General features: G+C 73.7%; 25 protein-coding genes and 2 pseudogenes. 11 read left to right on the top strand and 16 right to left on the bottom strand.

All coding sequences use genetic code 11. The features are described from left to right. From KBX37_RS22180 to KBX37_RS22170, 3 genes and pseudogenes are all read right to left on the bottom strand, one after another. A pseudogene (locus KBX37_RS22180) lies at window positions 1-220 on the bottom strand (beta-ketoacyl-[acyl-carrier-protein] synthase family protein); the annotation flags it as partial. Continuing rightward, the gene (locus KBX37_RS22175) at window positions 213-458 is read right to left on the bottom strand and encodes a hypothetical protein (protein ID WP_088961673.1); all 246 of its coding nucleotides are present in this window, start codon (window positions 456-458) and stop codon (window positions 213-215) included. The gene KBX37_RS22175 and the pseudogene KBX37_RS22180, both read right to left, overlap by 8 nt. After that, window positions 458-724: an acyl carrier protein gene (locus KBX37_RS22170; protein WP_154936435.1), complete on the bottom strand. Its 267-nt coding sequence runs from the start codon at window positions 722-724 to the stop codon at window positions 458-460. The genes KBX37_RS22175 and KBX37_RS22170 overlap by 1 nt, the downstream gene beginning before the upstream one ends. 17 nt (window positions 725-741) lie before the next feature. Here KBX37_RS22170 and KBX37_RS34690 point away from each other — a divergent pair, with 17 nt between their 5' ends. After that, on the top strand, window positions 742-1380 hold the full coding sequence (locus KBX37_RS34690) for a 4'-phosphopantetheinyl transferase superfamily protein (RefSeq protein ID WP_210777843.1): 639 nt from the start codon (window positions 742-744) through the stop codon (window positions 1378-1380). A gap of 35 nt (window positions 1381-1415) precedes the next feature. On the opposite strand, the gene KBX37_RS22160 is transcribed toward KBX37_RS34690, so the two are convergent. Beyond that, complete coding sequence (locus tag KBX37_RS22160; protein WP_210777842.1) at window positions 1416-2807, bottom strand: class I adenylate-forming enzyme family protein; 1392 nt, start codon at window positions 2805-2807, stop codon at window positions 1416-1418. A 715-nt stretch (window positions 2808-3522) separates the two neighbouring features. On the opposite strand from KBX37_RS22160, the gene KBX37_RS22155 reads away from it, so the two are divergent. From KBX37_RS22155 to KBX37_RS22130, 6 genes are all read left to right on the top strand, one after another. Next, a complete protein-coding gene (locus tag KBX37_RS22155; RefSeq protein ID WP_210777841.1) occupies window positions 3523-4230 on the top strand; it encodes a hypothetical protein in 708 nt (235 codons plus the stop codon). A gap of 6 nt (window positions 4231-4236) precedes the next feature. Next, window positions 4237-4806: a MauE/DoxX family redox-associated membrane protein gene (locus KBX37_RS22150; RefSeq protein ID WP_210777840.1), complete on the top strand. Its 570-nt coding sequence runs from the start codon at window positions 4237-4239 to the stop codon at window positions 4804-4806. After that, a complete protein-coding gene (locus tag KBX37_RS22145) occupies window positions 4803-5342 on the top strand; it encodes a hypothetical protein (protein ID WP_210777839.1) in 540 nt (179 codons plus the stop codon). Before KBX37_RS22150 ends, KBX37_RS22145 begins: the two co-directional genes overlap by 4 nt. Next, window positions 5339-6352, top strand: coding sequence for a peptidoglycan-binding protein (locus KBX37_RS22140; protein WP_210777838.1), 1014 nt, complete (start codon window positions 5339-5341; stop codon window positions 6350-6352). The genes KBX37_RS22145 and KBX37_RS22140 overlap by 4 nt, the downstream gene beginning before the upstream one ends. Further along, complete coding sequence (locus tag KBX37_RS22135; RefSeq protein WP_210777837.1) at window positions 6349-6528, top strand: hypothetical protein; 180 nt, start codon at window positions 6349-6351, stop codon at window positions 6526-6528. The genes KBX37_RS22140 and KBX37_RS22135 overlap by 4 nt, the downstream gene beginning before the upstream one ends. A 114-nt stretch (window positions 6529-6642) precedes the next feature. After that, entirely contained in the window at window positions 6643-7113 is a 471-nt protein-coding gene (locus KBX37_RS22130) for a hypothetical protein (protein WP_210777836.1), read from the top strand. A gap of 20 nt (window positions 7114-7133) precedes the next feature. Here KBX37_RS22130 and KBX37_RS22125 read toward each other — a convergent pair whose 3' ends face one another. From KBX37_RS22125 to KBX37_RS22110, 4 genes are all read right to left on the bottom strand, one after another. Then, window positions 7134-7694, bottom strand: a complete 561-nt coding sequence (locus KBX37_RS22125; protein WP_210777835.1) for a hypothetical protein — start codon at window positions 7692-7694, stop codon at window positions 7134-7136. A gap of 179 nt (window positions 7695-7873) precedes the next feature. Further along, complete coding sequence (locus KBX37_RS22120; protein ID WP_210777834.1) at window positions 7874-8842, bottom strand: hypothetical protein; 969 nt, start codon at window positions 8840-8842, stop codon at window positions 7874-7876. 229 nt (window positions 8843-9071) lie between these two features. Then, window positions 9072-9698 carry a TetR/AcrR family transcriptional regulator gene (locus KBX37_RS22115; RefSeq protein WP_210777833.1) on the bottom strand — a complete coding sequence of 209 codons (627 nt, stop codon included), beginning with the start codon at window positions 9696-9698 and terminating at the stop codon, window positions 9072-9074. A gap of 86 nt (window positions 9699-9784) precedes the next feature. Further along, window positions 9785-10105, bottom strand: a complete 321-nt coding sequence (locus KBX37_RS22110; protein ID WP_210777832.1) for a multidrug efflux SMR transporter — start codon at window positions 10103-10105, stop codon at window positions 9785-9787. A gap of 168 nt (window positions 10106-10273) precedes the next feature. Between KBX37_RS22110 and KBX37_RS22105 the strand changes: the two genes are divergently transcribed. Then, the gene (locus tag KBX37_RS22105; RefSeq protein WP_210777831.1) at window positions 10274-11575 is read left to right on the top strand and encodes an RNA-guided endonuclease TnpB family protein; all 1302 of its coding nucleotides are present in this window, start codon (window positions 10274-10276) and stop codon (window positions 11573-11575) included. On the opposite strand, the gene KBX37_RS22100 is transcribed toward KBX37_RS22105, so the two are convergent. From KBX37_RS22100 to KBX37_RS22065, 8 genes and pseudogenes are all read right to left on the bottom strand, one after another. After that, window positions 11517-12785: a beta-ketoacyl synthase N-terminal-like domain-containing protein gene (locus KBX37_RS22100; RefSeq protein ID WP_210777830.1), complete on the bottom strand. Its 1269-nt coding sequence runs from the start codon at window positions 12783-12785 to the stop codon at window positions 11517-11519. The genes KBX37_RS22105 and KBX37_RS22100 overlap by 59 nt on opposite strands. After that, window positions 12782-14050: a beta-ketoacyl synthase gene (locus KBX37_RS22095; protein ID WP_210777829.1), complete on the bottom strand. Its 1269-nt coding sequence runs from the start codon at window positions 14048-14050 to the stop codon at window positions 12782-12784. The genes KBX37_RS22100 and KBX37_RS22095 overlap by 4 nt, the downstream gene beginning before the upstream one ends. Continuing rightward, entirely contained in the window at window positions 14047-14451 is a 405-nt protein-coding gene (locus KBX37_RS22090; protein WP_210777828.1) for a cupin domain-containing protein, read from the bottom strand. Before KBX37_RS22090 ends, KBX37_RS22095 begins: the two co-directional genes overlap by 4 nt. Next, complete coding sequence (locus tag KBX37_RS22085; RefSeq protein WP_210777827.1) at window positions 14444-15154, bottom strand: SRPBCC family protein; 711 nt, start codon at window positions 15152-15154, stop codon at window positions 14444-14446. Before KBX37_RS22085 ends, KBX37_RS22090 begins: the two co-directional genes overlap by 8 nt. A 296-nt stretch (window positions 15155-15450) precedes the next feature. Next, window positions 15451-16797, bottom strand: a pseudogene (locus tag KBX37_RS22080) (acetyl/propionyl/methylcrotonyl-CoA carboxylase subunit alpha); the annotation flags it as partial. A gap of 10 nt (window positions 16798-16807) precedes the next feature. Continuing rightward, window positions 16808-17347 carry an acetyl-CoA carboxylase biotin carboxyl carrier protein gene (accB, locus tag KBX37_RS22075; RefSeq protein WP_210777826.1) on the bottom strand — a complete coding sequence of 180 codons (540 nt, stop codon included), beginning with the start codon at window positions 17345-17347 and terminating at the stop codon, window positions 16808-16810. Beyond that, window positions 17344-19062 carry an acetyl-CoA carboxylase carboxyltransferase subunit alpha gene (locus tag KBX37_RS22070; RefSeq protein WP_210777825.1) on the bottom strand — a complete coding sequence of 573 codons (1719 nt, stop codon included), beginning with the start codon at window positions 19060-19062 and terminating at the stop codon, window positions 17344-17346. Before KBX37_RS22070 ends, accB begins: the two co-directional genes overlap by 4 nt. Continuing rightward, window positions 19059-19400, bottom strand: a complete 342-nt coding sequence (locus KBX37_RS22065; protein ID WP_210777824.1) for a TcmI family type II polyketide cyclase — start codon at window positions 19398-19400, stop codon at window positions 19059-19061. The genes KBX37_RS22070 and KBX37_RS22065 overlap by 4 nt, the downstream gene beginning before the upstream one ends. A gap of 406 nt (window positions 19401-19806) precedes the next feature. On the opposite strand from KBX37_RS22065, the gene KBX37_RS22060 reads away from it, so the two are divergent. From KBX37_RS22060 to KBX37_RS22050, 3 genes are all read left to right on the top strand, one after another. Beyond that, on the top strand, window positions 19807-20610 hold the full coding sequence (locus tag KBX37_RS22060) for a BTAD domain-containing putative transcriptional regulator (RefSeq protein ID WP_374103810.1): 804 nt from the start codon (window positions 19807-19809) through the stop codon (window positions 20608-20610). Between the two features lie 120 nt (window positions 20611-20730). Next, on the top strand, window positions 20731-21078 hold the full coding sequence (locus tag KBX37_RS22055) for a TcmI family type II polyketide cyclase (RefSeq protein ID WP_210777822.1): 348 nt from the start codon (window positions 20731-20733) through the stop codon (window positions 21076-21078). Between the two features lie 242 nt (window positions 21079-21320). Next, window positions 21321-22319: a hypothetical protein gene (locus KBX37_RS22050; RefSeq protein ID WP_210777821.1), complete on the top strand. Its 999-nt coding sequence runs from the start codon at window positions 21321-21323 to the stop codon at window positions 22317-22319. Window positions 22320-22391 lie beyond the last annotated feature (72 nt).

Raw genomic sequence — 22391 nt, 5'->3', positions numbered from 1 at the left:
GGCACGCCGCGTCGATCGCGTCGGCCAGCTCGTCCGGCAGGGTCCCGACGTCGGGCAGGGTGGCCGCGACGGTCACCCGGCGGCCGGTGGTGTCGAAGCGACGTACCGGCCGGAACGCCGGCGTGCCGGCGAGCACCCCGGCGAGCTGGGTGTCGGCGCCCCTGCCCAGGGCGCTGACCGCATGGATGCCGGAGATCGGTACGGGCTCCCGCTCAGCCATCTGCGGGGCTGGTCAGGGAGGTGCGGAACACCGCCAGAGCGTCGTCGACGGTGCGGATCCCGGCGAGCTGGTCGTCGGTGAGGTCCAGCCGCCGGTCGTAGCGCTGCTCGACGAGGTGCACGAGCCAGGCGAGTTCCATCGAGCCGACCCGGTGCGGCACCTGGTCGACGGGTTTCGCGGTCAGTTCGGCGAGCATGCTCACCAGGTCAGCTCGCCCCAGGTCGGGCTGACCGGACATCAGCGGTTGTCGCTGGTCGACCCGGCGACCCGGTCGGCGACCATGCGGGTGAACTCGCCGACCGTCATCAGGGCCAGCTTCTCCGACTCGTCGTCGGCGAACTTCAGGCCGTACCGGTCCTCGACGCGGACGGACAGGTCGGCCAGGGCCAGGGATTCCAGGTCGACCCCGGACGGGCCGAGGGTGGTCTCGTCGTCGATCCCCTCGACGTCGTAGTTCATGTCCTCGAGTTGCTCGATGACGAAGGTGCGGACCTCGTCTCGCATGGCTTTAACCTCTCTTCGTGGGCGAGCTACCGGTGTCCGGTCGGGACACCGTGCACGTGTGGGTCAGCGCTGCCCCCGGCGGCCGGCCGGCGGTGGCGCGCCGGCTGCTGCGGCGGGCGGGGTGCACGCTGCTCGGCCGGGCGGAACGGGAGGTCGGGGTGGGCCGCCGGCCCGACGGGCGGCCCTGGGTGCGGGCCGGTGCCGTGTCGCTGCCGGTCAGCGTCAGCCACGCCGAGGGGGTGGTGGTGGTCGCCGCCCGGCGGGCCGGTCCGATCGGGGTGGACGTCGAGCGGCGTCGCCCGCTGCCCGCCCTGGCGCTGGCCCACCGCTGGTACGCCCCGCCGGAGGCGGCCTGGCTGGGCGACCTGCCGGACGCCGCCCGGGTCGAGGCGTTCCTGCTGCTCTGGACGGCCAAGGAGGCGGTCGGCAAGGCGTTGGGCCGGGGGCTGCGCGCCGGTGGCCTGCGCCGGCTGATGCCGGTGCCCGAGCACCCGCGCGAGCTGCTGCGCCCGCTGCCCGACCGGGCCGGCGTCCAGGTCGGCCACCCGGGGTGCGGCGCCGGGCTGGTGCTGGCGGTCGCGGTCGACGGGTATCCGGGCGCCGGCCCGGAACCGGCCGCCCACGGCGAGGTCGAGGTGTCGGTGCGGTTGGAGTAGCGGGCCGGTGCCCGGGTGTTCGCCGAGCGGGCCGGTCACGGGGCCGCCGCCCGCAGCGCGGTGACCGAGCGGACCAGCTTGCCGGTGGTGGTCCGGGGCAACTGGTCGACCAGGTGCAGGGTGCGGGGGCGCTTGTAGCCGGCGAGCCGCTCGGCGAGCAGCTTGTCCAGCACCTCCTCCGACAGCGGGCCGTCGGGCTGCACGTACGCGGTGATGCCGTCGTCGTACACGACCACGGCGGCGGCCACCCCGGGCAGCCCGGTGAGGGTGGCCTCGACCTCGGTGAGGTCCACCTTCATCCCGCCGACGGAGACCTGCGAGTCGAGCCGGCCCTTGACGGTGACCAGGCCGGTCGCCGGGTCGACGGTGCCGGCGTCGCGGGTGTGCAGCCAACCGTCGGCCCAGAGGGTGGGGTCGCTGAGGCCCACGTACGGCGATGCCGGGCAGCTCACCCAGAGTTCGCCGCCGGACTCCCGGACCTCGATGCCGGGGGCGGGGGCGATCGAGGGGCGGTGCCGTCCGTACAGGTCGGTGCCGATCACGCCGACCTCGGTCATCCCGTACATGTTGCCCAGCGGGACGCCGAAGCGGTCGGCGAACGCCTGCGCGGTGGCGGCCGGGACCAGCTCCCCGCCGGTGGTCATCCGCTTGAACTGCGGCAGCGGGCCGTCCGGGCGGGTGGAGGCGAGCAGTCCGATGTGGAAGGGCACGCCGAGCACCGTGGCCGGGGTGTCCTGGGCGGCGACGGCGGCCAGGATCGCGTCGCCGCCGAGCCGCTCCGGCGGGACCAGCTCCACGCCGGCGTGCAGGCCGTAGAGCAGGCCGCCGACCAGGCCGAGCACGTGCACCATGGACGGCAGCAGGATGATCCGCTCCCCGGGCAGCGCCACTCCGTCGATCCGGGTGTAGCGGCGCACCTCGGCGACCAGGTCCACCGCGGTGCGGCCGATCACCTTGGACGGCCCGGTGGAGCCCGAGCTGAGCTGGATCACCGCGTGGCCGCTGGTGGCCGGGGCGTCCGAGTGGGGCGTGACGCCCTCGGTGACGTCGACGAAGATCCGCAGCGCGCCGCCGCCGGTGCGCACCGGCGCGACGACCACCTGCGGGGTGAGCCGCTCCAGCGCCCGGTCCACCTCGTGGTCGGTGAGCCGGTGGTCGAGCAGCACCGCCTGGGCGCCGGTGCGCCAGGTCGCCAGCAGGTTCACCACGTACGCCAGCGACGGCGGCAGCCGCAGCGCGGCGGCGCCGCCGGGGCGCAGTCCGGCCGCGGCGAGACGGGCCTGTGCCTCGCCGACCAGGCGACGCAGGGTGCCCCGGTCGACCGGCTCCGGCAGACGAAGACAAACGTCAGTTGAACGGCCTGTTAAAAATATTTCGTCAACCCAACCCGGGTCTGTCGCCGTAGAATCTTCCGTCGGACGATCCATGGTCACTGCCGCCCACCGCCCAGCGTCAAATAGGGCGCAATCCGCCCATCAGGTGCGTCTTTCGGGGTGCTGTCGGAACCCTACGACACGCCGGAAACCCATTGCTAGATGCAAATGGCTAGATCAGAAAGAGCGGCCGGCCGGATTGCCGACAATCGATCGGACAGGCAGGATCAGGCGCGTCCGCTGGGTCGGGACAGCGCTGGCTGGGCCGCCGGGCGCCCGGAGTCGAGACGAGGCGCCGCGGCGTCCGGTGACCGCCTCGGGTTCGGCCTTTCGGCCTGGTCACACACCACTCAGTGACGGAGCACGGCCCGGATCCCCGAGATGTACGCCCCCGGCCGATCCGCCGGAGCGGCGGCGGCGCAGCGAGCCCGACGCCGCCCACCCCGCCGGTCGCGACAGGACAGCCGTCACTACGGCGCGACATACGGCACGGCACGATCTGGACAGTTGTCGCTGGAAGCGGACGTGTCGGTCCTCTACTGGAAATATCCGTACGCTCATCGGGCTTTTCAACGCTCCGGCCTCAGCGGAATCCGCGTGGAAATCAATGACGGAATGACGACAGCCGGGAGAGCGAGCAGAACCGTCGGCATGAGTGATTCCCGGGGGTGCGGTGACACGAGCAGGCACGTTGGGCTTGTCAGAGATAGTTGTGGCGCGGATGATGTGAGGCCACCACATGCCGCACCCACGGGGGGAGGTGGTGGGGATGGCAGCCGCGGAGGCATCTGTCGCACACCGCGCCATGGACGGCCGGCGGTTCCGGCTCAACGGCCCACTCGACTTCAGCGCGCCGTTCACCTCGGTGGTAGAGCTGGCCATCGCCGGCCGGCGGCACGAGTTCACGGCCGGCTCGGTCGGCCTGGCCGACGAACTGGCACAGGCGCTCGGCGTCGACGACTTCGACGAGAAGCTGTCCTATCAGGGCGGCACCCTGTTGACGGCGCGCGCCCGGTCGTACGACGCGCAGATCCGGTTGACCGAGGACCGGCTGGTGGCGGCGTGGCGAGGGCGCCGGTACTGCTTCCTCACCCAGTTGTACGGCGCCTCCACCGCGCAGCTGCTGGCGATGCTGCGGACCCTGCGGATCACCGAGCACGACGACGGCGTCATCGTGCGCCCGGACACCAGGGCCGGCAGCCGGTTCGCGGCGCCGGCAACCGTGCTCAAGCAGGTGCCCGGGCTCGGCCTGCTGGACATGACGCCGCTCACCGCGGAGCGCACGCGACAGTTGCCGTCGTGGCGAGGGTTGCGGACCCGGGCGGGAGAACTCTTCCGGGACACGCTCTCGGACGGCAGGCCCTACTTCGTGCTCGCCGCCGCGGACACCTGGGTGACCGTGCTGCCACTGGCCGACACGGTGCTCGACCGGGTACCGGACCTGGTGGACGGGCTACGCGTCCAGTCGGCCGGGTAGGTCGTCGTGTCCGCTCTGGTGGCCAGCGTCGCGACGTACACCGTGCTGCTCACCCTGCTCCTCGCCTGCGGTGAGCACCTCTCGAAGCCGGCGGCGCTGTCGACGGCGCTGGCCGCCCACCGGGTGGTTCCCGCGCCGTCCACCGTCGCGGCGGTGGTCATCGCGGCCGAGGGCCTGCTCGGCGTGGCCGGAGTGGTCGCCCTGCTCCGCGACGACGGTGGCCGGCTGCTGGGCGTGGTCCTGGCCGGCAGCGTCGCGCTGCTCGCCACCTACGCGGGTTACGGCCGGTACGTCCGGTCGACCGGGCGGGCCGTCCCCTGCGGGTGCTCGCGGGTCGAAGTGCCGATGACCGGCTGGGTGGTGGCGCGCGCGTCCACGCTCGCCGGCCTGGCCCTGCTCGGATCACTTCTCTCCGGCGCGGTCGTGCCGGTGGGGCGGGCCGGCACCTCACTCACCATCGTCCTGCTCGCCGCGGCGACGTTCACCGCGCTGCTGGCGCACCTGCCCGCCGCGATGCACGACCCGACCCCGGACCGGCCGGCGGCCGGGGTGACCCGAGGAGGCGTACCCGGATGAGTTTCCAGACGAGCGCGCTGATCCTGAGCTGGATCGCGATCCTGCTGCTGGCCCTCGTGGTGTCCGGCCTGGTACGTCAGGTGCACGCCCTGTCCACCGGCACCGTCGGCCGCCCCGGGTCCGTCGGCCTGCGGCCCGGCTCGCCGGCGCCCCGGTTCCGCGACCTGGCACCGCCGTCCCCGGCCACCCTGGTCCTGCTCTTCCTGGATCCCGGCTGCGCGACCTGCGACCAACTGCTCGACGCGGCCGCCGAACAGATCCGACGGACCGACGTCGTGCTTCGGGTCCTCTATCGCGACACCGTCCCGTCACGAGCGGCGGACCTGCCGCTGACCGTCCTCGGCGAGCAGGCGGACCTGTTCGACCGGTACGACGCGATCGCCACCCCGTTCGCGGTCGTGATCGACGCGACCGGCCGGATCCGACGGTCCGAGCCGGTCGGCTCCGCGGTGGCGCTGCGCCGCCTGCTCGACGAGGTCGACAACCTTTCCGGCGACGACACCGTCCACTCGATTCGACGGGGAGGCACGCGATGACCACCCTCGACGCGGTGCCCGCGCTGCGGGGATCGGACCCGGGTACCGGCACCGCGTCCCGGCGGCTGCCGCGGGTGGGCCGGACCAGGAGTGACCTGACCATGTCCTGGGCGCTGTCCCGCCGCACGCTGCTGCAGGCCGGCACCGCGCTGGGCATGGCCGCGCTGAGCATCTTCCCGGCCGCCCGCCGCGCCTACGCCGACGGATACGACATCTACGGCAGCTGCCCGAGCTACGCCAGCGACCAGAACTGTTCCCCCGGCTGCGGACCGAGCCCGATCTTCGCCGCCGCCTGCAACACCAGCGGGACGCACACGGGCTTCCACAAGAACGACGGCACCACCTGGAAACTGCGGCCGAACCAGTGCTACGCCGGCACGTACGACGGCTGGCTGTGGCGCTACCAGGGCGCGTGCGGCGCGTGCGCCTGCTCGGTGGAGCGCCGCTGCCACGACGGGTACCGGCAGACCAGCTCGGGCTGGGTGAGGTCGATCTGCCGCTGGAACACCGACTGCGGTTGCCTCACCTCGGTCAGCTGGCCCACCACCAGGCGTGGCCAGGCGGGCCCGAACGTCTACACGGTGCAGCACCTGCTGACCGCGTGGCACTACTCCACCACTGTGGACGGCAGCTTCGGCAGCGGCACCGAGACCAGGGTGAAGCAGTTCCAGTCGGCCCGGGGAATCCCGGCGACCGGGGTCGTCGACGCCCAGACCTGGCCGGTCCTCGTGGCCACCGTGTCGGCCGGCGGAATCACGCTGAGCCGGGAGGTCGACTCCCGGCCGCGGCTGCCCATCGTCGGGGCCACCGTGCACCGTCCGTACGCCGGACACGTCGTGCGTGGCGTGCAGCGGCAACTCAACAAGCACGCGTACGGGCTGGCCGTCGACGGGGTCTTCGGTTCGGGGACGGACTCCGCGGTACGGGACTTCCAGCGGCAGAACGGGCTCGCCGTCAACGGCGTCGTGGGACAGAGCACCTGGCGTACGCTCACCGGCGGCGCCGTATGACGGGTCAGTCGCCACCCGTACGACCCGTTCGGCGGCTGCGCCGCTGGGCCACCGACCCGCTCGTACCCGTCCCGCTGTTCACCGCCGGCGCGCTGCTCGCCGCCACCTCCGGGCACGTGCTCACCTGGGCGGTGGTCGGCGGGCTGGCCGGCTACACGCTCTCCGGCTCGGTTTGAACCCGCAACAGCGCGTACGCGCTGGCCTCGCCCGGGCGGCGAGATCGGAATCCGCAGGGAGAGCTCCTCACCCTGTTCGTCCTGGGGCTGCTCGCCGGTGGCCTGCTCAGCGGGGTGGTCCTCGGGACGCTCTCCGGGCTGTCGGCGCCGCTGCCGGTGTCCTGGCGGTACGCGGCCGTCGTGGCGGTGGCACTGCTGGGAGTGCTCCGGGACGCCAAGGTGGTGAGCATCCCGCTGCCGCAGAATGCCCGTCAGGTGCCGCAGGACGTGCTGCGGCCCAGCCCGCAGCGCGGCGCGCTGCGATTCGGATTCGAACTCGGCACCGGCGTGCGGACGTACCTGTCGGCCACCGCCCCGTACGTGCTCGCGGTCGCGGTCCTGCTCGCCGGTCAGCGCCCGCAGCTCGCCGCGCTCGCCGGTGTCGGTTTCGGCGCGGGGCGCGCCGTCACCCCGCTCATCCGCCGCGCCTCCGGGGCGGTCGAGGGCTGGGACGCCGACCTGCCCGCGCGACTTCGCACCATCACCGTCACCGGGTGCGCCGCCCTCGCCGCCACCTTCGGCCTGCTCTTCCTGCACCAGGTGTAGGGGCCACGGCAACTCACCCCTCACTGCTGAGCGTTGAGAAATCCGACGGCGGTGGCGGTCCACCAGCCGGCCTGGGAGGTCACCATGACCAGGGTCGCCGCCAGCAGGACCCCGCGCGGTGGGGCGTTTCCGTCCAGTTCCGCCAACCGCTCCTGCACCTGCCGAGCGAAGAGGCCATTGATCGCCACGGCCAACACCGCGACCAGCTTGACGACGGTCCAGGGTGCGGACGTGTCGGGGGCGAGGACCACCCCGCTGGCCGTCAGGCCACCCAGACCGAGCCAGACCGGCGTGTGGACGCCGTACGCGACCTGCATCACGGTCGCCAGCTCCCGGCGTCGTAGCAGCCACATCAGCGCGAACCAGTCCAGCGTCAACACCGCGCCGAAGCCCAGCACCATCGCGGCGAGGTGGGCGAAGAGCGCGACCTGCCGGACGCTCGCACTGGTGCGCAGGTGCGGGGCGACAAGGAAGATCGCCGTCCAGACAACCAACAGGGCCAGGAGCCAGCACGTGGTCCGGCGCCAGGGCCGGGAGCGGCGCAACCGGGCGACGGGGGCGCTCCCATCCAGAGCTGACATGGCACTCTCCGCAGGTCGGAACCGTCGTACATCGGGGTGTCCCGATGGGGTTGCGCGCTTTCCGGGTACGCCCCGTCCGGCCCACCGGCCGGGGGGCGGGGTCGCTGGATGACGCCGGAGGGCGTGGGCGGGCCGTGCACCGCGCCGGCCCGCCCACCCGACGTCCGTCGACCGCGCCGTCAGCCCTTCGCGATCCAGCCGGTCATGATGCCCATGACGTTCTCGTGCGGATGGTCGGCGACGTAGTGGGCCGCGACCTCCAGGACGTCACCCCGGCGGATGGTCGTGATCGGAGAGCCGGTGCAGGGTGGGGCGCTGGAGATCTCGGGGTTGCCGTGGGGGTCGATGAACTCCGGTGAGCCACCTGACACCACGGTGACCGCGCATATTCGTTGACCCGTGGTGACGTTGGTGGTCGTGATGGTCCTGCCGCCGTGGTGCAGGTGACCCTTCAGGTAGACGATCCGACCGTTCACCGTCGACGTCCACCGTGCGGTCCGGGTGGTACTTCCGGCGGGGACGTCGAAGGTGGGGTTGAGGCAGCTGACCACGTCCAACCACATCGGGGTGACCGGCGTCAGTCGCCGCGCGGCCTCACCGGTGACGTAGGTGTACTCGAGGGAGATGTAGACCCTCTTCTCCTCGTGAGCGTGGTTCATCAGGTCGTACACCATGCTCCAGCGGTCGCCCGAGTCGATCCGCATGCCGTAGCCGGCGGGCAACGTCACCGGGGTCCGTTCGTTGCCCGTCGAGAACACGCGTTTCGGACCCAGCCCGCCGAGACGGCACACCAGGTCCGGCTCGCCGAACTGGCCGATGACCGCGTGGTGCAGCATCGGACCGGTGTTGACGTTCGCGTTCCGGCCGTCCTCGTACACCAGGTTCGGCTTGATCGCCGTCACCATGCACTGCACGCACGGCTTGGCGATGTTGAGGTCCAGTCGGTTCCCGGTGGTCCCCATCTCGTCGTGGGTGTGGCCGGTGGCGGCGGGAAGAGTCCACGGACCGTACCGGACGGTCCTCGTCTCAGTCGCGTCGACCTGCTGCTCGCGACCGTCCCCGGCGCTCGCCACCGGGATGTCGACGACCGTGGTACCGGCGACGGCGACCGCGAGAGCCACTGTCAACGTCAGCCTACGGACAGACATCACGTCCTCCTTCGGTTGGCTGCTCCCAAACGGCGCCACATCCGGACATATATGGCTACTGACCGTTCGGTAACTGCCTGCTGACAGGATGACCAGCGCAGCGATTGATGTCAATGGATGGCGAGCCGGCTTCCGGGTTGCACCTGGTGCGGGGCAGGGTGCTACGACAGCGCCGCTGACGGCAGGCACCGGGTGCCTCGCTCGCACCCGAGCCTGAAGTCCTGCCTGCCTACGGCCGATCCTCGTCCACCGGCAGCCCGTGATGGCGGGCGAGCGCCAGCAGGGCGACGCACAGCTGCGGTACGGGCAGCGGCGTCACCGGACCGTCGAACCAGCGCGCCATCGCGGTCCCGCCGACCACGCTCAGCATGAAACGGGCGAGTTCGTCGGCGACGGCCGGGCGGTCGGCGAGGCCGAAGACGTGGCCGAGCGAATCGGTGGCCCACTGCCGCAGGGCCAACCGGTACTGCCGCAGCTCCGCGATGGCCGCGGCACCCATGCCCTCCTCGAGCATGCCGAGACCGAGCACCAGCCGTAGGTCGTGTGGATGATGCTCGAACGCGGCGCCGGCGCCGTCGAGGAACGCGGTGAGCCGCTCCCGCACCGTGTCGCCGGCCGGCCGGGTCCCCGGGAGCGAGCCGACGAGGTCCTGGCGGGCCCGGCGGAGCACGGCGAGGTAGATCCCGTCCTTGCTGCCGAAGTGCCAGTAGATCGAGCTGACCGGTGCCCCGGAGGCGGCGGAGATCTTCGAGATGGAGGTACCGGCGTAGCCGAGCCGCGCCATCAGTGCCGTGGCCGCGTCGAGGATCGCGTCGCGGGAGGGCACCTGGGCGCCGTGGAGGGCGGCGTCCTGCATGGCCCCGAGCCTAGTGCCGCGGCCCTGCACCGGCCTGCTCCGCCGGAGCGTCACCTGATCCGGATCGGCGACCGATGGCACCGTCCTCAGTGCGCGCCGCCGAGGTTGAGCACCACGACGCCGGCGATGACCAGGCCGACGCCGACCACCTTGGTCACGCTCAGCGGCTCGCCGAGGAAGACCGCGCCGATGGCCACGATCGCCGCGGTGCCGAGCCCCGACCACACGGCGTACGCCACCCCGACCGGGATGTCCCGCACCGCCAGGGCGAGCAGCAGGAACGCCGCCAGGTACGCCCCGGCGAGGCCGAGCGTCGGCCAGAGCCGGGTGAACCCGTCGGTGGCCTTGAGCAGGCTGGTGCCGAACACCTCGGCGGAGATCGCGAGCAGCAGGAACAGGTACGCCATGCCCGCGATCCTCCGCCATCCCGGCCGGCGCCGGGTCACCTCCGGGCTGCGGGGGGCCACCGCTCGGCGACCGGCGTCGACGCGGCCGTGTTCCCCTACCGGGGGCGAGGTGCCGGTCACCGAACCTCGTGCCGAAAGTTCGTCACAAGGACCGAGTACGGTGCGCTCGTGCAGCTGCGATACAACTACCGGCTCTACCCGGACACCGCTCAGCGCAAAGCCTTCGCGCGGTCGTTCGGGTGCGCCCGGGTGGTGTTCAACGACGGGCTGCGGGCACGGCAGACGGCACGGGAGAACGGTGAGGAGTACTTGTCGGACGGCGATCTGTCCAAGCAGGTCATCACCCGGGCCAAAGCCACGCCCGATCGGGCGTGGCTGGGCGAGGTGTCGTCGGTGGTGCTGCAACAGGCCCTCGCCGATTTGAACGTGGCATACCGCAACTTCTTCGCCTCGATCTCGGGCAAGCGCAAGGGCCGCAAGCTGGCGCCGCCACGGTTCCGGTCCCGTAAAGACAACCGGCAGGCCATCCGGTTCACCAAGAACAGCTGGTTCAGAGTGCTGGACAACGGACGGCTGCGGCTGCCGAAGATCGGCGATGTGCCCCTGCGCTGGTCGCGTCAGCTTCCGGCGGACCCGTCATCCGTGACGATCATCAAGGATGCGGCCGGGCGGTACTTCGCCTCGTTCGTCGTGCAGACCACCGACGAACCCCTGCCCGAGACGGACTCGGAAGTCGGCATGGACCTGGGACTGACGCACTTCGCAGTGCTGTCCGACGGCACGAAGATCGCCGCGCCGAAGTTCCTGCGCCGCGCGGCCCGCAAGCTCAGGCGGTTGCAGCAGGACCTGTCTCGCAAGACCACGGGATCGAATAGACGCAAGAAGGCCGTCGTGAAGGTCGCCAGGGCACACGCCCGGGTGGCCGACACCCGGCGAGACTGGCAGCACAAACTCTCCACGGCGATCATCCGCGACAACCAAGCGGTGTACGTCGAGGACCTGTGCGTGGCCGGTCTCGGCCGGACCCGGCTCGCCAAGTCCGTGCACGACGCGGGATGGGCCAGCTTCACCGCCATGTTGGAGTACAAGGCCGCCCGGTACGGGCGTACCTTCGCCCGGGTGGACCGGTTCTTCCCGTCCACCCGCATGTGCTCCCACTGCGGCCGGATCAACGACAAGATGACGCTCGACGTCCGAGCCTGGACCTGCCCATGCGGGTCAACCCATGACCGGGACGTCAACGCCGCCAGAAACATCAAGGCCGCCGGACGGGCGGACTTCAACGACCGTGGAGCGCGGATCAGACCAGCAGCGATGCCGGCACCGCGCGGCGAAGCGGTAATCCACCCAGACGCCGCATGTTCCACCCGCAGCGTGCAGGGAATCTCCGTCCGTCAGGGCGGAGAGAACGTCAATCCCCCGCCGCTCTCGGCGCCGGTGGCGCCCCGCGCAGCACCAGCGCGCTGTTGAACCCGTCGAAGCCGCGCGCGCCCACCAGGGCGACCCGGTGGCGCGGCTGCCGGGGCGTACGCAGGAAGTCCAGCTCGCAGCCGGGCGCCGGCTCCCCAGGGCCGGCCGACGCGGGCAGCTCGTCGTGCCGGAAGGCGAGCAGCGCGGTGGCCACGTCCAGCGCCGACCCGCCCTGGTGGGCCCGGCCGGTCAGCGGCTTCTGGGTGGTCACCGGCGGCGGCCGGTCACCGAAGACGGCCCGCAGCGCCTCGGCCTCGCCGCGGTCGTAGCGGGGCACGCCCAGCGCGTCGGGCAGCACCACGTCCACCTCGTCGGCGGTGACGCCGGCCCGGTCCAGGGCCAGCCGCATCGCCCGGGCGTACTGGTCCGGGTCGCCGGCGGTGTCGGGGCCGGTGTGCGCGGCGTCGTGGGTGGCCCCCCACCCGCTGACCTCGCCGTAGATCCGGGCGCCCCGGGCCAGCGCGTGGCCCAGCTCCTCCACCACGAAGACCGCCCCGCCCTCGGCGGGCACGTACCCGCCGGCCGAGCGGTCGAACGGCCGGTACGCCGCCTCCGGGTCGGCGACGTCGCTGAGCAGCCCGGAGCGGAGCTGGCAGGCCAGCGCGTACGGGCTCAGCGGGCACTCGGTCGCCCCGGCGATCACCACCGGGGTGCCCCGGCGCACGGTGCGCACCGCGTGGGCGAGGCTGTCCAGGCCGCCGGCGGTCTCGGCGACCAGCACCCCGCACGGTCCCTTGAACTGGTGGTGGATGGAGAGCTGTCCGACGCTGGCGGCGTAGAACCAGGCGATCGACTGGTACGCCCCGACGGTGCGGGTCGACCCGCCCCAGAGCCGTTGCAGCTCCCGCTGCCCGAACAGGTTGCCGCCGGACGAGCTGGCCAGGGTGACCGCCCACCCGTACGGATCGGGGGCCCGCTCGGGCAGGCCGGCGTCGGCCAGCGCCAGCCGGGTGGCGGCGAAGCCGAGGTGGGTCCACCGGTCGGTCTGCACCAGCTGCCGGTTGTCGGCGTACGCCGCCGCGTCGAAGTCGGCCACCTCGCCGGCGACCCGGGTCGGGTAGCTCGCCGGGTCGAACAGGGTGATCGGCCCGGTGCGCCGGATGCCGTCGCGCACCGTGCGCCAGTGCGCGTCGACGCCGATGCCGCTGGGCGCCACCACCCCGATGCCGGTGACCACCGCCCGGGCGCTCCTCCCGCCCGGGCCGCTCACGCCGCCACCGCCAGCCGGCGGAAGAGCATCGCGGACTGGAAGCCGCCGAAGCCGCTGCCCACCGAGAGCGCCACGTCCACCGGGGTCTCCCGGGCCACGTTGGGCACGTAGTCCAGGTCGCACTCCGGGTCCCGGATGGCCCAGTTGGCGGTGGGCGGCACCACGCCGTACTCGATCGCCAGGGCGCAGGCGGCCATCTCGATCGAACCGATCGCGCCGAGCGAGTGCCCGACCATGCTCTTGATCGAGCTGACCGGCACCCGGTACGCGGACTCGCCGAGCGCCCGCTTGAACGCCGCCGTCTCGTGCCGGTCGTTCTGCCGGGTGCCGGAGCCGTGCGCGCTGATGTAGGAGACGTCCGACGGGGACAGCCGCGCCTGCCGCAGCGTGTCGCTGATGGCCAGCGCCATCTCCACCCCGTCGGGCCGCAGCCCGGTCATGTGGAAGCCGTTGCTGCGGCTGGCGTACCCGGCCAGTTCGCAGTAGACGTGCGCGCCGCGCCGGCGGGCGTGTTCCCACTCCTCCAGCACCAGCACCGCGGCGCCCTCGGCGAGGACGAAGCCGTGCCGGTCGGCGTCGAACGGGCGGGAGGCGTGCGCCGGGTCGTCGTTGTCCGGGCTGGTCGCCTTGATCGCGTCGAACGAGGCGACGGTGACCGGGGAGATGGGCGAGTCGGCGGCACCGGCGAGCACCACGTCGGCCTCGCCGTCGACGATCAGCTGGTGGGCGTACCCGATGGCGTCGATGCCGGAGGTGCAGCCGGTGGAGATGACCTGGGCGGGGCCGTGCAGCCCGTGCCGGCAGGCCACGTCGGCGGCCAGGCTGCTCGGCACCAGGGCCGCATAGAGGTACGGCCCGCCGAGGGAGTGGTCGACCAGCCAGTGCCGGCCGGAGTCGCTGACCCGGACGTACTCCTGTTCCAGGGCCATGGTGCCGCCGACGGCGGTGCCGAGCACCACCCCGGTCACCTGCCGCTCGGCGTCGGTGAGGTCCAGGCCGCTGTCGGCCAGCGCCTCGGCGGAGCAGGCCAGCGCGAACTGCACGTACCGGTCGGCGCGCTGCCGCTCGGCGAGGGTGAGCCCGGCGGCGTCGGCGTCGAAGTCGCACTCGGCGGCGATCTGGGAGCGGAACGGCGACGGGTCGAAGAAGCTGATCCGCCGGGTCGCCGTCCGCCCCTCGGTGATGGTCTTCCAGAACCTGTCCCGGGTGGCGCCGCCCGGTGCGACCACCCCGACGCCGGTGACGACCGTGCGGCGCCCGGTCACGACGCGCCCCGCTGCTCGACCAGTTCGGTGTCGACGTGGCCGAGTTCCGGGCGGGGTGCGAGGGGGCCGAGGTGGAAGACCACCTCGGCGGGTTCGTCGCCGGTGTTGCGCAGCCGGTGCCGGACGTTGCGGGGCACGAAGAGCGCCTCGCCGGCCGCCAGCTCCACCGGCTCGTCGTCCAGGTCGACGGTGATGGCACCCCGCGCGACGTACAGGAACTCCTCGCTGTAGGGGTGGTAGTGCTCGGCGATCCGCTCACCGGACGCCAGCGCCGCCACCCCCATGAAGCCCGACGTGCTGCCGACGGTCTTCGGACCGAGCAGCACCCGCAGTTCCCCGCCGCGCCGCCGGTCGGCGGTCACGTCGCGGGCGGCGACCAGTCCGGTGGTGTTGTCACTCATCGTCGCCTCCCGCGTACGCCCGCTCGATGCGCTCCTTGATGACGGCCAGCTGCACCCGGCTGTTGGCGTTGATCCGGGCGGTCATGCCGGCGTTGTCCACCGGCGCGGTCGGCTTCATCGCGAAGTCCTGCACCCAGGTCATCCGGACGCCCTCGGGTTCCTCGCTGTAGCGCCAGTGGATGCGCATGTACTCGAACGGCCCGGTCTCCACCCGGTGCGCCCGCACCTGGCGGCTGGCCGGGTCGGCGGTGCGTTCGCTGACCCAGCTCCAGGCGATCCCGTTCTCGTCGGGGTGCATGGTGAGCCGGAAGCGGACGGTGTCGCCCTCGCGGTGCAGGATCTCCACCGCGGCGTACTCGGTGAACAGGTCGGTCCAGCGCGCCACGTCGTTGGTGATCTCCCAGACCAGCGGCAGGGGCGCGGCGATGATGATGCTGTTCTCGGTGTGGCCGGGTGGCTGGGCGCGGCGGGCGACCAGGTCGGCGACGGCGGGGATGCTGAGCTGCCCGGCCTGCTCGGGGATCTGCACCCGCCACCGGTCGGCCACCACGGCGGAGAGTTCCAGCAGGGCCAGCGAGTCCATGCCCAGCTCCTCCAGCGAGGCGGCGGGGGCGCGGGCGGCCGCGTCGGCGTCCAGGCCGCAGTGCGCCACCAGGATGTCGGTGATCTCGGTGGTGAGCGGCTGGCCGTGGGTGACGGTCATCGGGTCCTCCTCGGAAGCGGTCAGGACTGGTCGGTGGCCGGTGCCGCGGTGGCGGCGACCGGACGGGCGGTGGGACGGGGTCCGGGTACGGTCCCGCCGGCTCGGGCCGGGAGCGCGGCCCCGACGACGGCGGGACGCGCGGCGGGCAGCGCCGGGGGTGGTGGCCCGGCCGGTGCCGCCGGCGCACCGGCCTCGGACCGGGGCACGCCGGCTCCGGCCGACGATGCCGCTGGCGGGCAGGCCTCGGGTGGAACGGTGACCGCGGGCGGCGGCGGGGTGGTCCCGGTCGGGTGCCGTTCGGCGAGCAGGCGGTCGACCAGGGAGGTGGTGTAGCGGCCCTTGCGGAAGGCGGGGTCGTCGAGCACCCGCCGGACGAACGGGATGGTGGTGCGCACCCCCGGCCCGGCGATGTCGAACTCCTCCAGGGCGCGTTCCAGCCGGTTCAGGGCCAGCTCCCGGTCCGGCGCCCAGACCGCCACCTTGGCCAGCAACGAGTCGTAGTACGGCCCGACCAGGTAGCCGGGGTGCCCGTGGGTGTCGACCCGGGTGAACGGGCCGCCGGGCGGCAGGAAGCGCTCCAGCCGGCCCGGGGTCGGCGCGAAGTCGCGGTCGGGGTCCTCGACGTTGACCCGGCACTCCACCGCCACCCCGTGCGGCCGGACGTCCTCCTGCCGCAGCCGCAACGGCAGCCCGGCGGCGATGTGCAGCTGCTCGTGGACCAGGTCGATCCCGGTGATCATTTCGGTGACCGGGTGTTCGACCTGGATCCGGCAGTTGATCTCCAGGAAGTGGAACGCCTCCTCGGCGTCCACCAGGAACTCCATCGTGCCGGCGCCGGTGAAGCCGACCTCGAGCACGCCGCGCAGGGCGGTCTCGGCGATCGTCTCCAGCGTCCGGGCGGACAGCGCCGGCGCCGGGGCCTCCTCCACCAGCTTCTGGTGCCGCCGCTGCACCGAGCAGTCCCGGGTGCCCAGGTGCACGCCGTTGCCGTGCCCGTCGCAGAGCAACTGCACCTCGACGTGCCGGGCCTCGGTCAGGTAGCGCTCGACGTACACCCGGTCGTCGCCGAAGGCCGCCTGCGCGGCCGCGCGGGTCCGCGCGTACGCCCGGGGCAGTTCGGCCGGGCAGCGGACCACGGTCATCCCCCGGCCGCCGCCGCCGGCCGCCGCCTTCACGATCACCGGGTAGCCCACCTCGGCGGCGACCTCGGCGGCCCGTTCGGCGGTCGGCACCGGGCTGACGCTGCCCGGTGGCAACGGCAGCCCCGCCCGGCTCATCAGCGCCCGGGCCGAGGACTTGTCCCCGAGCGCGGCCATCACCTGCGGCGGCGGGCCGATGAAGACCAGCCCGTTGTCGGCGCAGATCTCGGCGAAGTCGGCGTCCTCGGAGAGGAACCCGTAACCGGGGTGCACGGCCTGCGCCCCGACCAGGCGGGCGGCCTCCACGATGGCGGCGGCGTTGAGGTAGCTGCGCCGGCTCGACGCCGGTCCGATCAGGACCGCCTCGTCGGCCAGCCGGACCGGGGCCGAGTCGGCGTCCGCGGTGGAGTAGACCACCGCCGTCCGCACGCCCAGCTCCCGGCAGGCGCGCAGCACCCGCAGCGCGATCTCACCCCGGTTGGCGATGAGCACCTTCTCGAACATCCCCACCACCTCAGGCCGGGTCCAGCGCGACCAGCGGCTGGTCGTACTCCACCGGTCGACCGTCGTCGACCAGGATCTCGGCCACCCGGCCGGCCCGCTCGGCGGTCACCTCGTTCATCAGCTTCATCGCCTCGACGATGCCGACCACCTGCCCGGGCCGGACCAGGTCACCGACGGTGACGAAGGGCGCGGCGCCCGGCTCGGGCGCCCGGTAGAAGGTGCCGACCATCGGCGAGCGCACCTCGATCCGGCCGGCCGGCGGGGCGGGCCGGGGGGCCGGCGGCGGGGCCACGGGGGCCACCGCCGGGGCGTCGGGGGCGCGGCCGGGCTCCGTCGCGGCGACCCCCTGCCCGGCGGCGGCTTCGTGCCACTCCACCTCCAGCACCGTGTCGCCGCTGCGCAGCCGCACCCGGCGTACCGGGCCGGCGACCTCGGCGACGAGCTGCCGGGCGTGCCGGCGCAGGCCGGCCAGCACGGCGTCCACCTCATGCGCCGCCTCCGCGCCGTCGGCGGCCGACGGCGCGCCGGCCGGGACCGTCCCGGCGCTCACCGGTCACCCGCCCGGCTGCCGGCGCGGGCCGCGCCGAAGCGCCGGAAGCGCTGGCGACGGCGGCGCACCAGGGTGGCGGGCGGCACGTCGAGCAGCGGCAGCAGGTGCGCCAGCACCGCCTCCCGCAGCGCTCGGGCGGTCGCCTCCGGGTCGTGGTGCGCCGCCGGGACCGGCTCGGGGACGAGGGCGTCGACAACGCCGAGCCGGCACAGGTCGGGGGCGGTGAGTCGCAGCGCGCGGGCGGCCTGCGGAGCGGCCCCGCGGTCCGGCCAGAGGATGGCCGCGCAGCCCTCCGGGCTGATCACCGAGTAGACGGCGTGCTGGAGCATCAGCACCCGGTCGGCGACGGCCAGCGCGAGGGCCCCGCCGCTGCCGCCCTCACCGGTGATCACCGCGACCACCGGGGTGGGCAGCATGCTGAGGGAGAGGATGTTCTCCGCGATCGCCGCCGCCTGCCCCTGCTCCTCCGCGGCCACGCCCGGGTCGGCCCCGGGGGTGTCCACCAGGGTGATCACCGGCAGGCCGAGGCGGGCGGCGAGCCGCATCAGCCGCAGCGCCTTGCGATGCCCCGCCGGGCTGGCCATGCCGAAGTTGCGGGCCACCAGCTCGCCGGTGGTGTGGCCCTTCTGGTGGCCGATCACCATCAGGTGCCGGCCGTCGAGGCGGGCCAGGCCGCCGACCACCGCCGGGCAGTCCCCGCCCAGCCGGTCGCCGTGCAGCTCGACGAACCCCTCGAACGCGCTGTCCAGATAGTCCAGTGTGGTCGGTCGGCCGGGGTGCCGGGCCAGCCGCACCGTCTCCCAGGCGTCGGCCGGCGCCGCGTCGACCACGGGCGGATCCGCGACGACGGCCGGGCGCGCCGTGGCGGCGGGCGCCTGCCGGGGTACGGCGGGACGCGGCCCCGGGCGGCGGCCGGCGCGGGCGGCGGCGAGCAGCGCCACCAGCCGCCCGCGCAGGGCGTGCCGGGGCACCACCATGTCCACCTGGCCGTGCCGCAGCAGGAAGGTCGCGGTCTGGAAGCCCTCGGGCAGTTCCCGGCCGGTGACCTGGCGGATGACCCGGGGACCGGCGAAGCCCATCCGGGCGCCGCTCTCGGCGAGCACCACGTCGGTGTTGGTGGCGAACGACGCCGCCACGCCCCCGTACGTGGGGTCGGTGAGCACGCTGACGGTGAGCAGCCCGGCCTCGCGCAGCGCGGCGATCGCCTGGCTGACCGTGGCCATCTGCATCAGCGACAGCGCGCCCTCCTGCATCCGCGCCCCACCGGAGGCGGTCACCAGGACCAGGGGGAACCCGTCCTCCAGCGCCCGCTCCGCCGCCCGCGTGATCAGCTCACCGACGGCGGCGCCGAGGCTGCCGCCGAGGAACCGGAAGTCCATCACGGCCAGCGCGCACGGGTGCCGGCCGATGGTCGCGGTGCCGCAGACCACCGCCTCGGCCAGCCCGGTGCCGGCCCGGGCCGCGCTGAGCCGGTGCGGGTACGACAGCACGTCGACGAAGTCGATCGGGTCCACCTCGGCCGCCCGGTCCGGCAGCGGGGCGAACGACTCCGGGTCCACCAGCTGGCGCAGCCGCTCGGGGGCGGCGAGCCGGGCGTGCTCCCCGCACTCCGGACAGACGTCCAGGTTGCGCCGCAGCCGCTTGCGGTACAGCAGCGAGGCGCACCCGGCGCAGCGGGACCACAGCTCCCCCTCCCGGGGCGCGGTGGCGGTCACGGCCGCCGCCCGACGGGGGCGTCCGCGTCGAAGCGGTAGAAGCAGTGGGCCATCGCGTCGCGGGGCTCCCGCCAGGTCGGCAGGTACGGCGAGATGTACGGGCGCAGCCGCGCGCTGACCCGCTCGAACTCCGGGTGCCCCCGGGCCGCCTCGACCGCGCCCGGCGTCGGTGACTCCGTCTCCAACAGGTGCACGTAGAGGTCGTGCAGCCGGTAGAGCGAACGGTGCCGGACACCGACCAGGCGCGGCAGCTCCGTCGCGTCGGACTCGGCGAAGATCTGGGCGACCTGCGCCTCGGCGCTGGGTACCACCTTCGCGACGATCAGCGAACGGTCCATGGATGGGCCTCCCCCCACGGCCGCCGGCGCGGTGTGGACCGCGCCGCGAGCCGGACGACTGCCGACACGATGCGCGCGGCGGCGTCACCCCGGCGTCACCGGCTGGCACCCACCGGCGCTGTCGCATCGTGACGGTGCGTTGACGCAAGCTGTGTATCCGCTGTGCGGCGCAAGGCCCACGACCACGTCATGCACACAGTTCAGAAGGTGTTTCACAGTCGAGCGTGGCGAGCGCTGGCCGGAACCTCGACATTGACCGAGAGTGACCACAATTGATAATCTTCGTCACGGTCAGCCCGGTGGCCGTGGCGACACCGTCACGGCGCAGCGACCCGACAGTGCGGTCACGGGTGCCGCACCGGGACACACGAGGAGTCGGGACGCGCGTTCCGCAGGGGGTGCCGCCGTGGCCGCTGATTCGTCCATGCCGACGACCGGGCGCCCACCCGGCACGAACATCTCGCTGCACCTGCTCGGCGGTTTCCGGCTGCTGCACGGCGACACCCCGATCGTGGTCCCCCGCGGGCTGCAACGGGTCATCGCGCTGATCGCGCTGCGCCCGGGCGCCACCCGCAGCCACCTCGCGGGCCTGCTCTGGCCGGACGCGCCGGAGGACCGGGCGTTGTCCTCCCTGCGCACCGCCCTCTGGCGACTGCGCCAGGACCCGTGCTGCCCCTTCACCACCGCCGGCGACACGGTACGGCTCGACCCGGTCGTCCGCGTCGACGTCGACGCGCTGGTCGGCACCGCCGCCCGGGTCCGCCACGGCGAGGACCCGTCCGCCGCGCTCGCCGCCGGCCGGCACGACCTGCTCCCCGGCTGGTACGACGACTGGGTCCTCGCCGACCGGGAGCGGCTACGCCAGCTGCGCCTGCACATGCTGGAGGACCTGGCCGGCCACCACCTGGCGGCCGGCCGGCACGGGGAGGCGCTGCAGGCCGCGCTGGAGGCGATGGCCGCCGAGCCGCTGCGGGAGACGCCACACCGGCTGGTGGTGCGCATCCACCTCGCCGAGGGCAACGCCTTCGAGGCGGTGCACGCCTTCTACGTCTACCGCGACCTGCTGCTGCGGGAGCTGCGGCTGGAGCCCTCTGCGGCGATGACCGCGCTGCTCGACGACACCCTCGCGCCGATCCGCGACGCCACCCGGGAGCGGCCCGACCCCCCTGGTCGACCGCCGGCCGCCCGGGTCGCGCCCCAGGGCGGCTGACCGCCGTCACCACCGGCGCGGCACGCGTGACGGTCAGGTGACAGCAGTGCCGGCAGGGTGGGCCGCACAGCAGTCCGTGGGCTCCGACCTCGACGGAGCGCCACCGGCGAGAGGGGTCCCATGAGCCGTCTACTGATCGTCAGCAGGATCCTCCCGGGCTCGGAGGGCCGGGTGGCGCAGATCTTCGCCGAATCCGACGCCACCGAACTGCCCGCCCTGACCGGCGTCCGGCACCGGTCCCTGTACTGCCTGCACGACCTGTGCGTCCACCTGATGGAGACCGAGGACGTGGACCCGGACGCGCTGGCCGGCGCCCGCAACCACCCGCTGTACCTCCAGGTCAACGAGCGACTCTCCGCGCACACCTCCCCCTACCTGCCGACCTGGCATTCCCCCCGGGACGCGATCGCCGGCTGCTTCTACCGCTGGGACGCCGCCGACGTCCCGGCGCCGCGCGCGGCCGGGTGAACGGGCGGACGTCGAAGAGGACCGAGCCGCCCGGCCGGGTCGGACGACGGCACCTCGTCGCGGCCCGGCCGGGTCCACCCGCTTTCCGTACCGTCGGTCATCCCACCGCCACCCGCCGACACCGTGCATCCCACCTGCGTCGCGATGACCCATCCTCCCTGTCGTCCGCCATACGCGTGTGCGAAGCTGCCGGCGAGTTTTCTTCGTGACTTTCACCGACGTATGCAAGAGGGAGGTTTGCCGTGCCGTCGACTTTCGGGCAGTGGCTGATCGTGATCCTGGCCCTGGTGCTGGGCGGAGCCGGGGGCTGGGTGGCCCGCGGCCGGCAGGTCGCGGCGACCGCCGAGCGGCCGGAGCCCATGGTGGAGGGTGACCCGGTCGTCGGGCTCTCCGAGGGGGAGAAGGCCGCCGCCACGGTGACCGCCACCGTCGACACCCCCCAGCCGGCGGCCACCGTCGACGTCGCGCCGGCGCCCGCCGCCGTGATCGACGCGCCCACCCCGCACGACCTCGACGCAACGCCGGCCGCCGCGTCCCTGGCCGCCAGCCACACCCCGCTGACCGCCGACGACGACACCGCCGCGTCGGACACCGTCGCCGGCCCGGTCGACGTGGCCGCCTCCGGGGCCGACGTGGCGGCCGATCGCACCGACGCGCTCGACGACCGCACCGACGCGTTCGACGCGGACGACGAGCGGACCGACATCGTTGTCGAGGCCGACGAGGAGCGGACGGTGGAGCCGGTCGGCGTCGCGCAGAGCGGCCCCGACACCACCGCCACCGCCCACGAGGTGGACGCCGAGCCCGTCGCCCCCGCCGCGCCGGTCGAGGCCGTCGCCCCGGCCGAGGTCGAGGCTCCCGCCCCGGCCGCGGTCGAGCCAGCGGAACCGGTGATTCCCGCTCCCCGCCGTGCGCTGGATGACGAGGCGCCGGTCGCGTCCGACGAGCCGGCGACCGCCGACGCGGACGTCGTGGCCACGCCGGACGCCGAGGCGGCGGACGACTTCCGCCGGATCCAGGGGGTCGGGCCGAAGATGGCCGCCGCGTTGCAGGCCGCGGGGATCCGCACCTACCGCCAGCTGGCCGAGCTGGACGAGCCGGCGCTGCGCGAGACCATCCGGGCCGCCGGGCTGCGTGCCGCGCCGAGCCTGGCGACCTGGCCGCAGCAGGCGAAGCTGCTGGCCGGTGCCGGCGCCGAGGCCGGTGCGGTGCTGCCCGAGTCGGCCGCCGACCAGGCCTGAGCACCACGTGGGCCGGTGACCGCGCCTCGGCGCGGACACCGGCCCACACCGTCCGCCCCACACCGTCCGCCC

The organism is Micromonospora sp. U56 (assembly GCF_018070095.1).
GTDB lineage: Bacteria > Actinomycetota > Actinomycetes > Mycobacteriales > Micromonosporaceae > Micromonospora > Micromonospora purpureochromogenes.
This window is presented reverse-complemented; position numbering and strand designations above follow the sequence as displayed.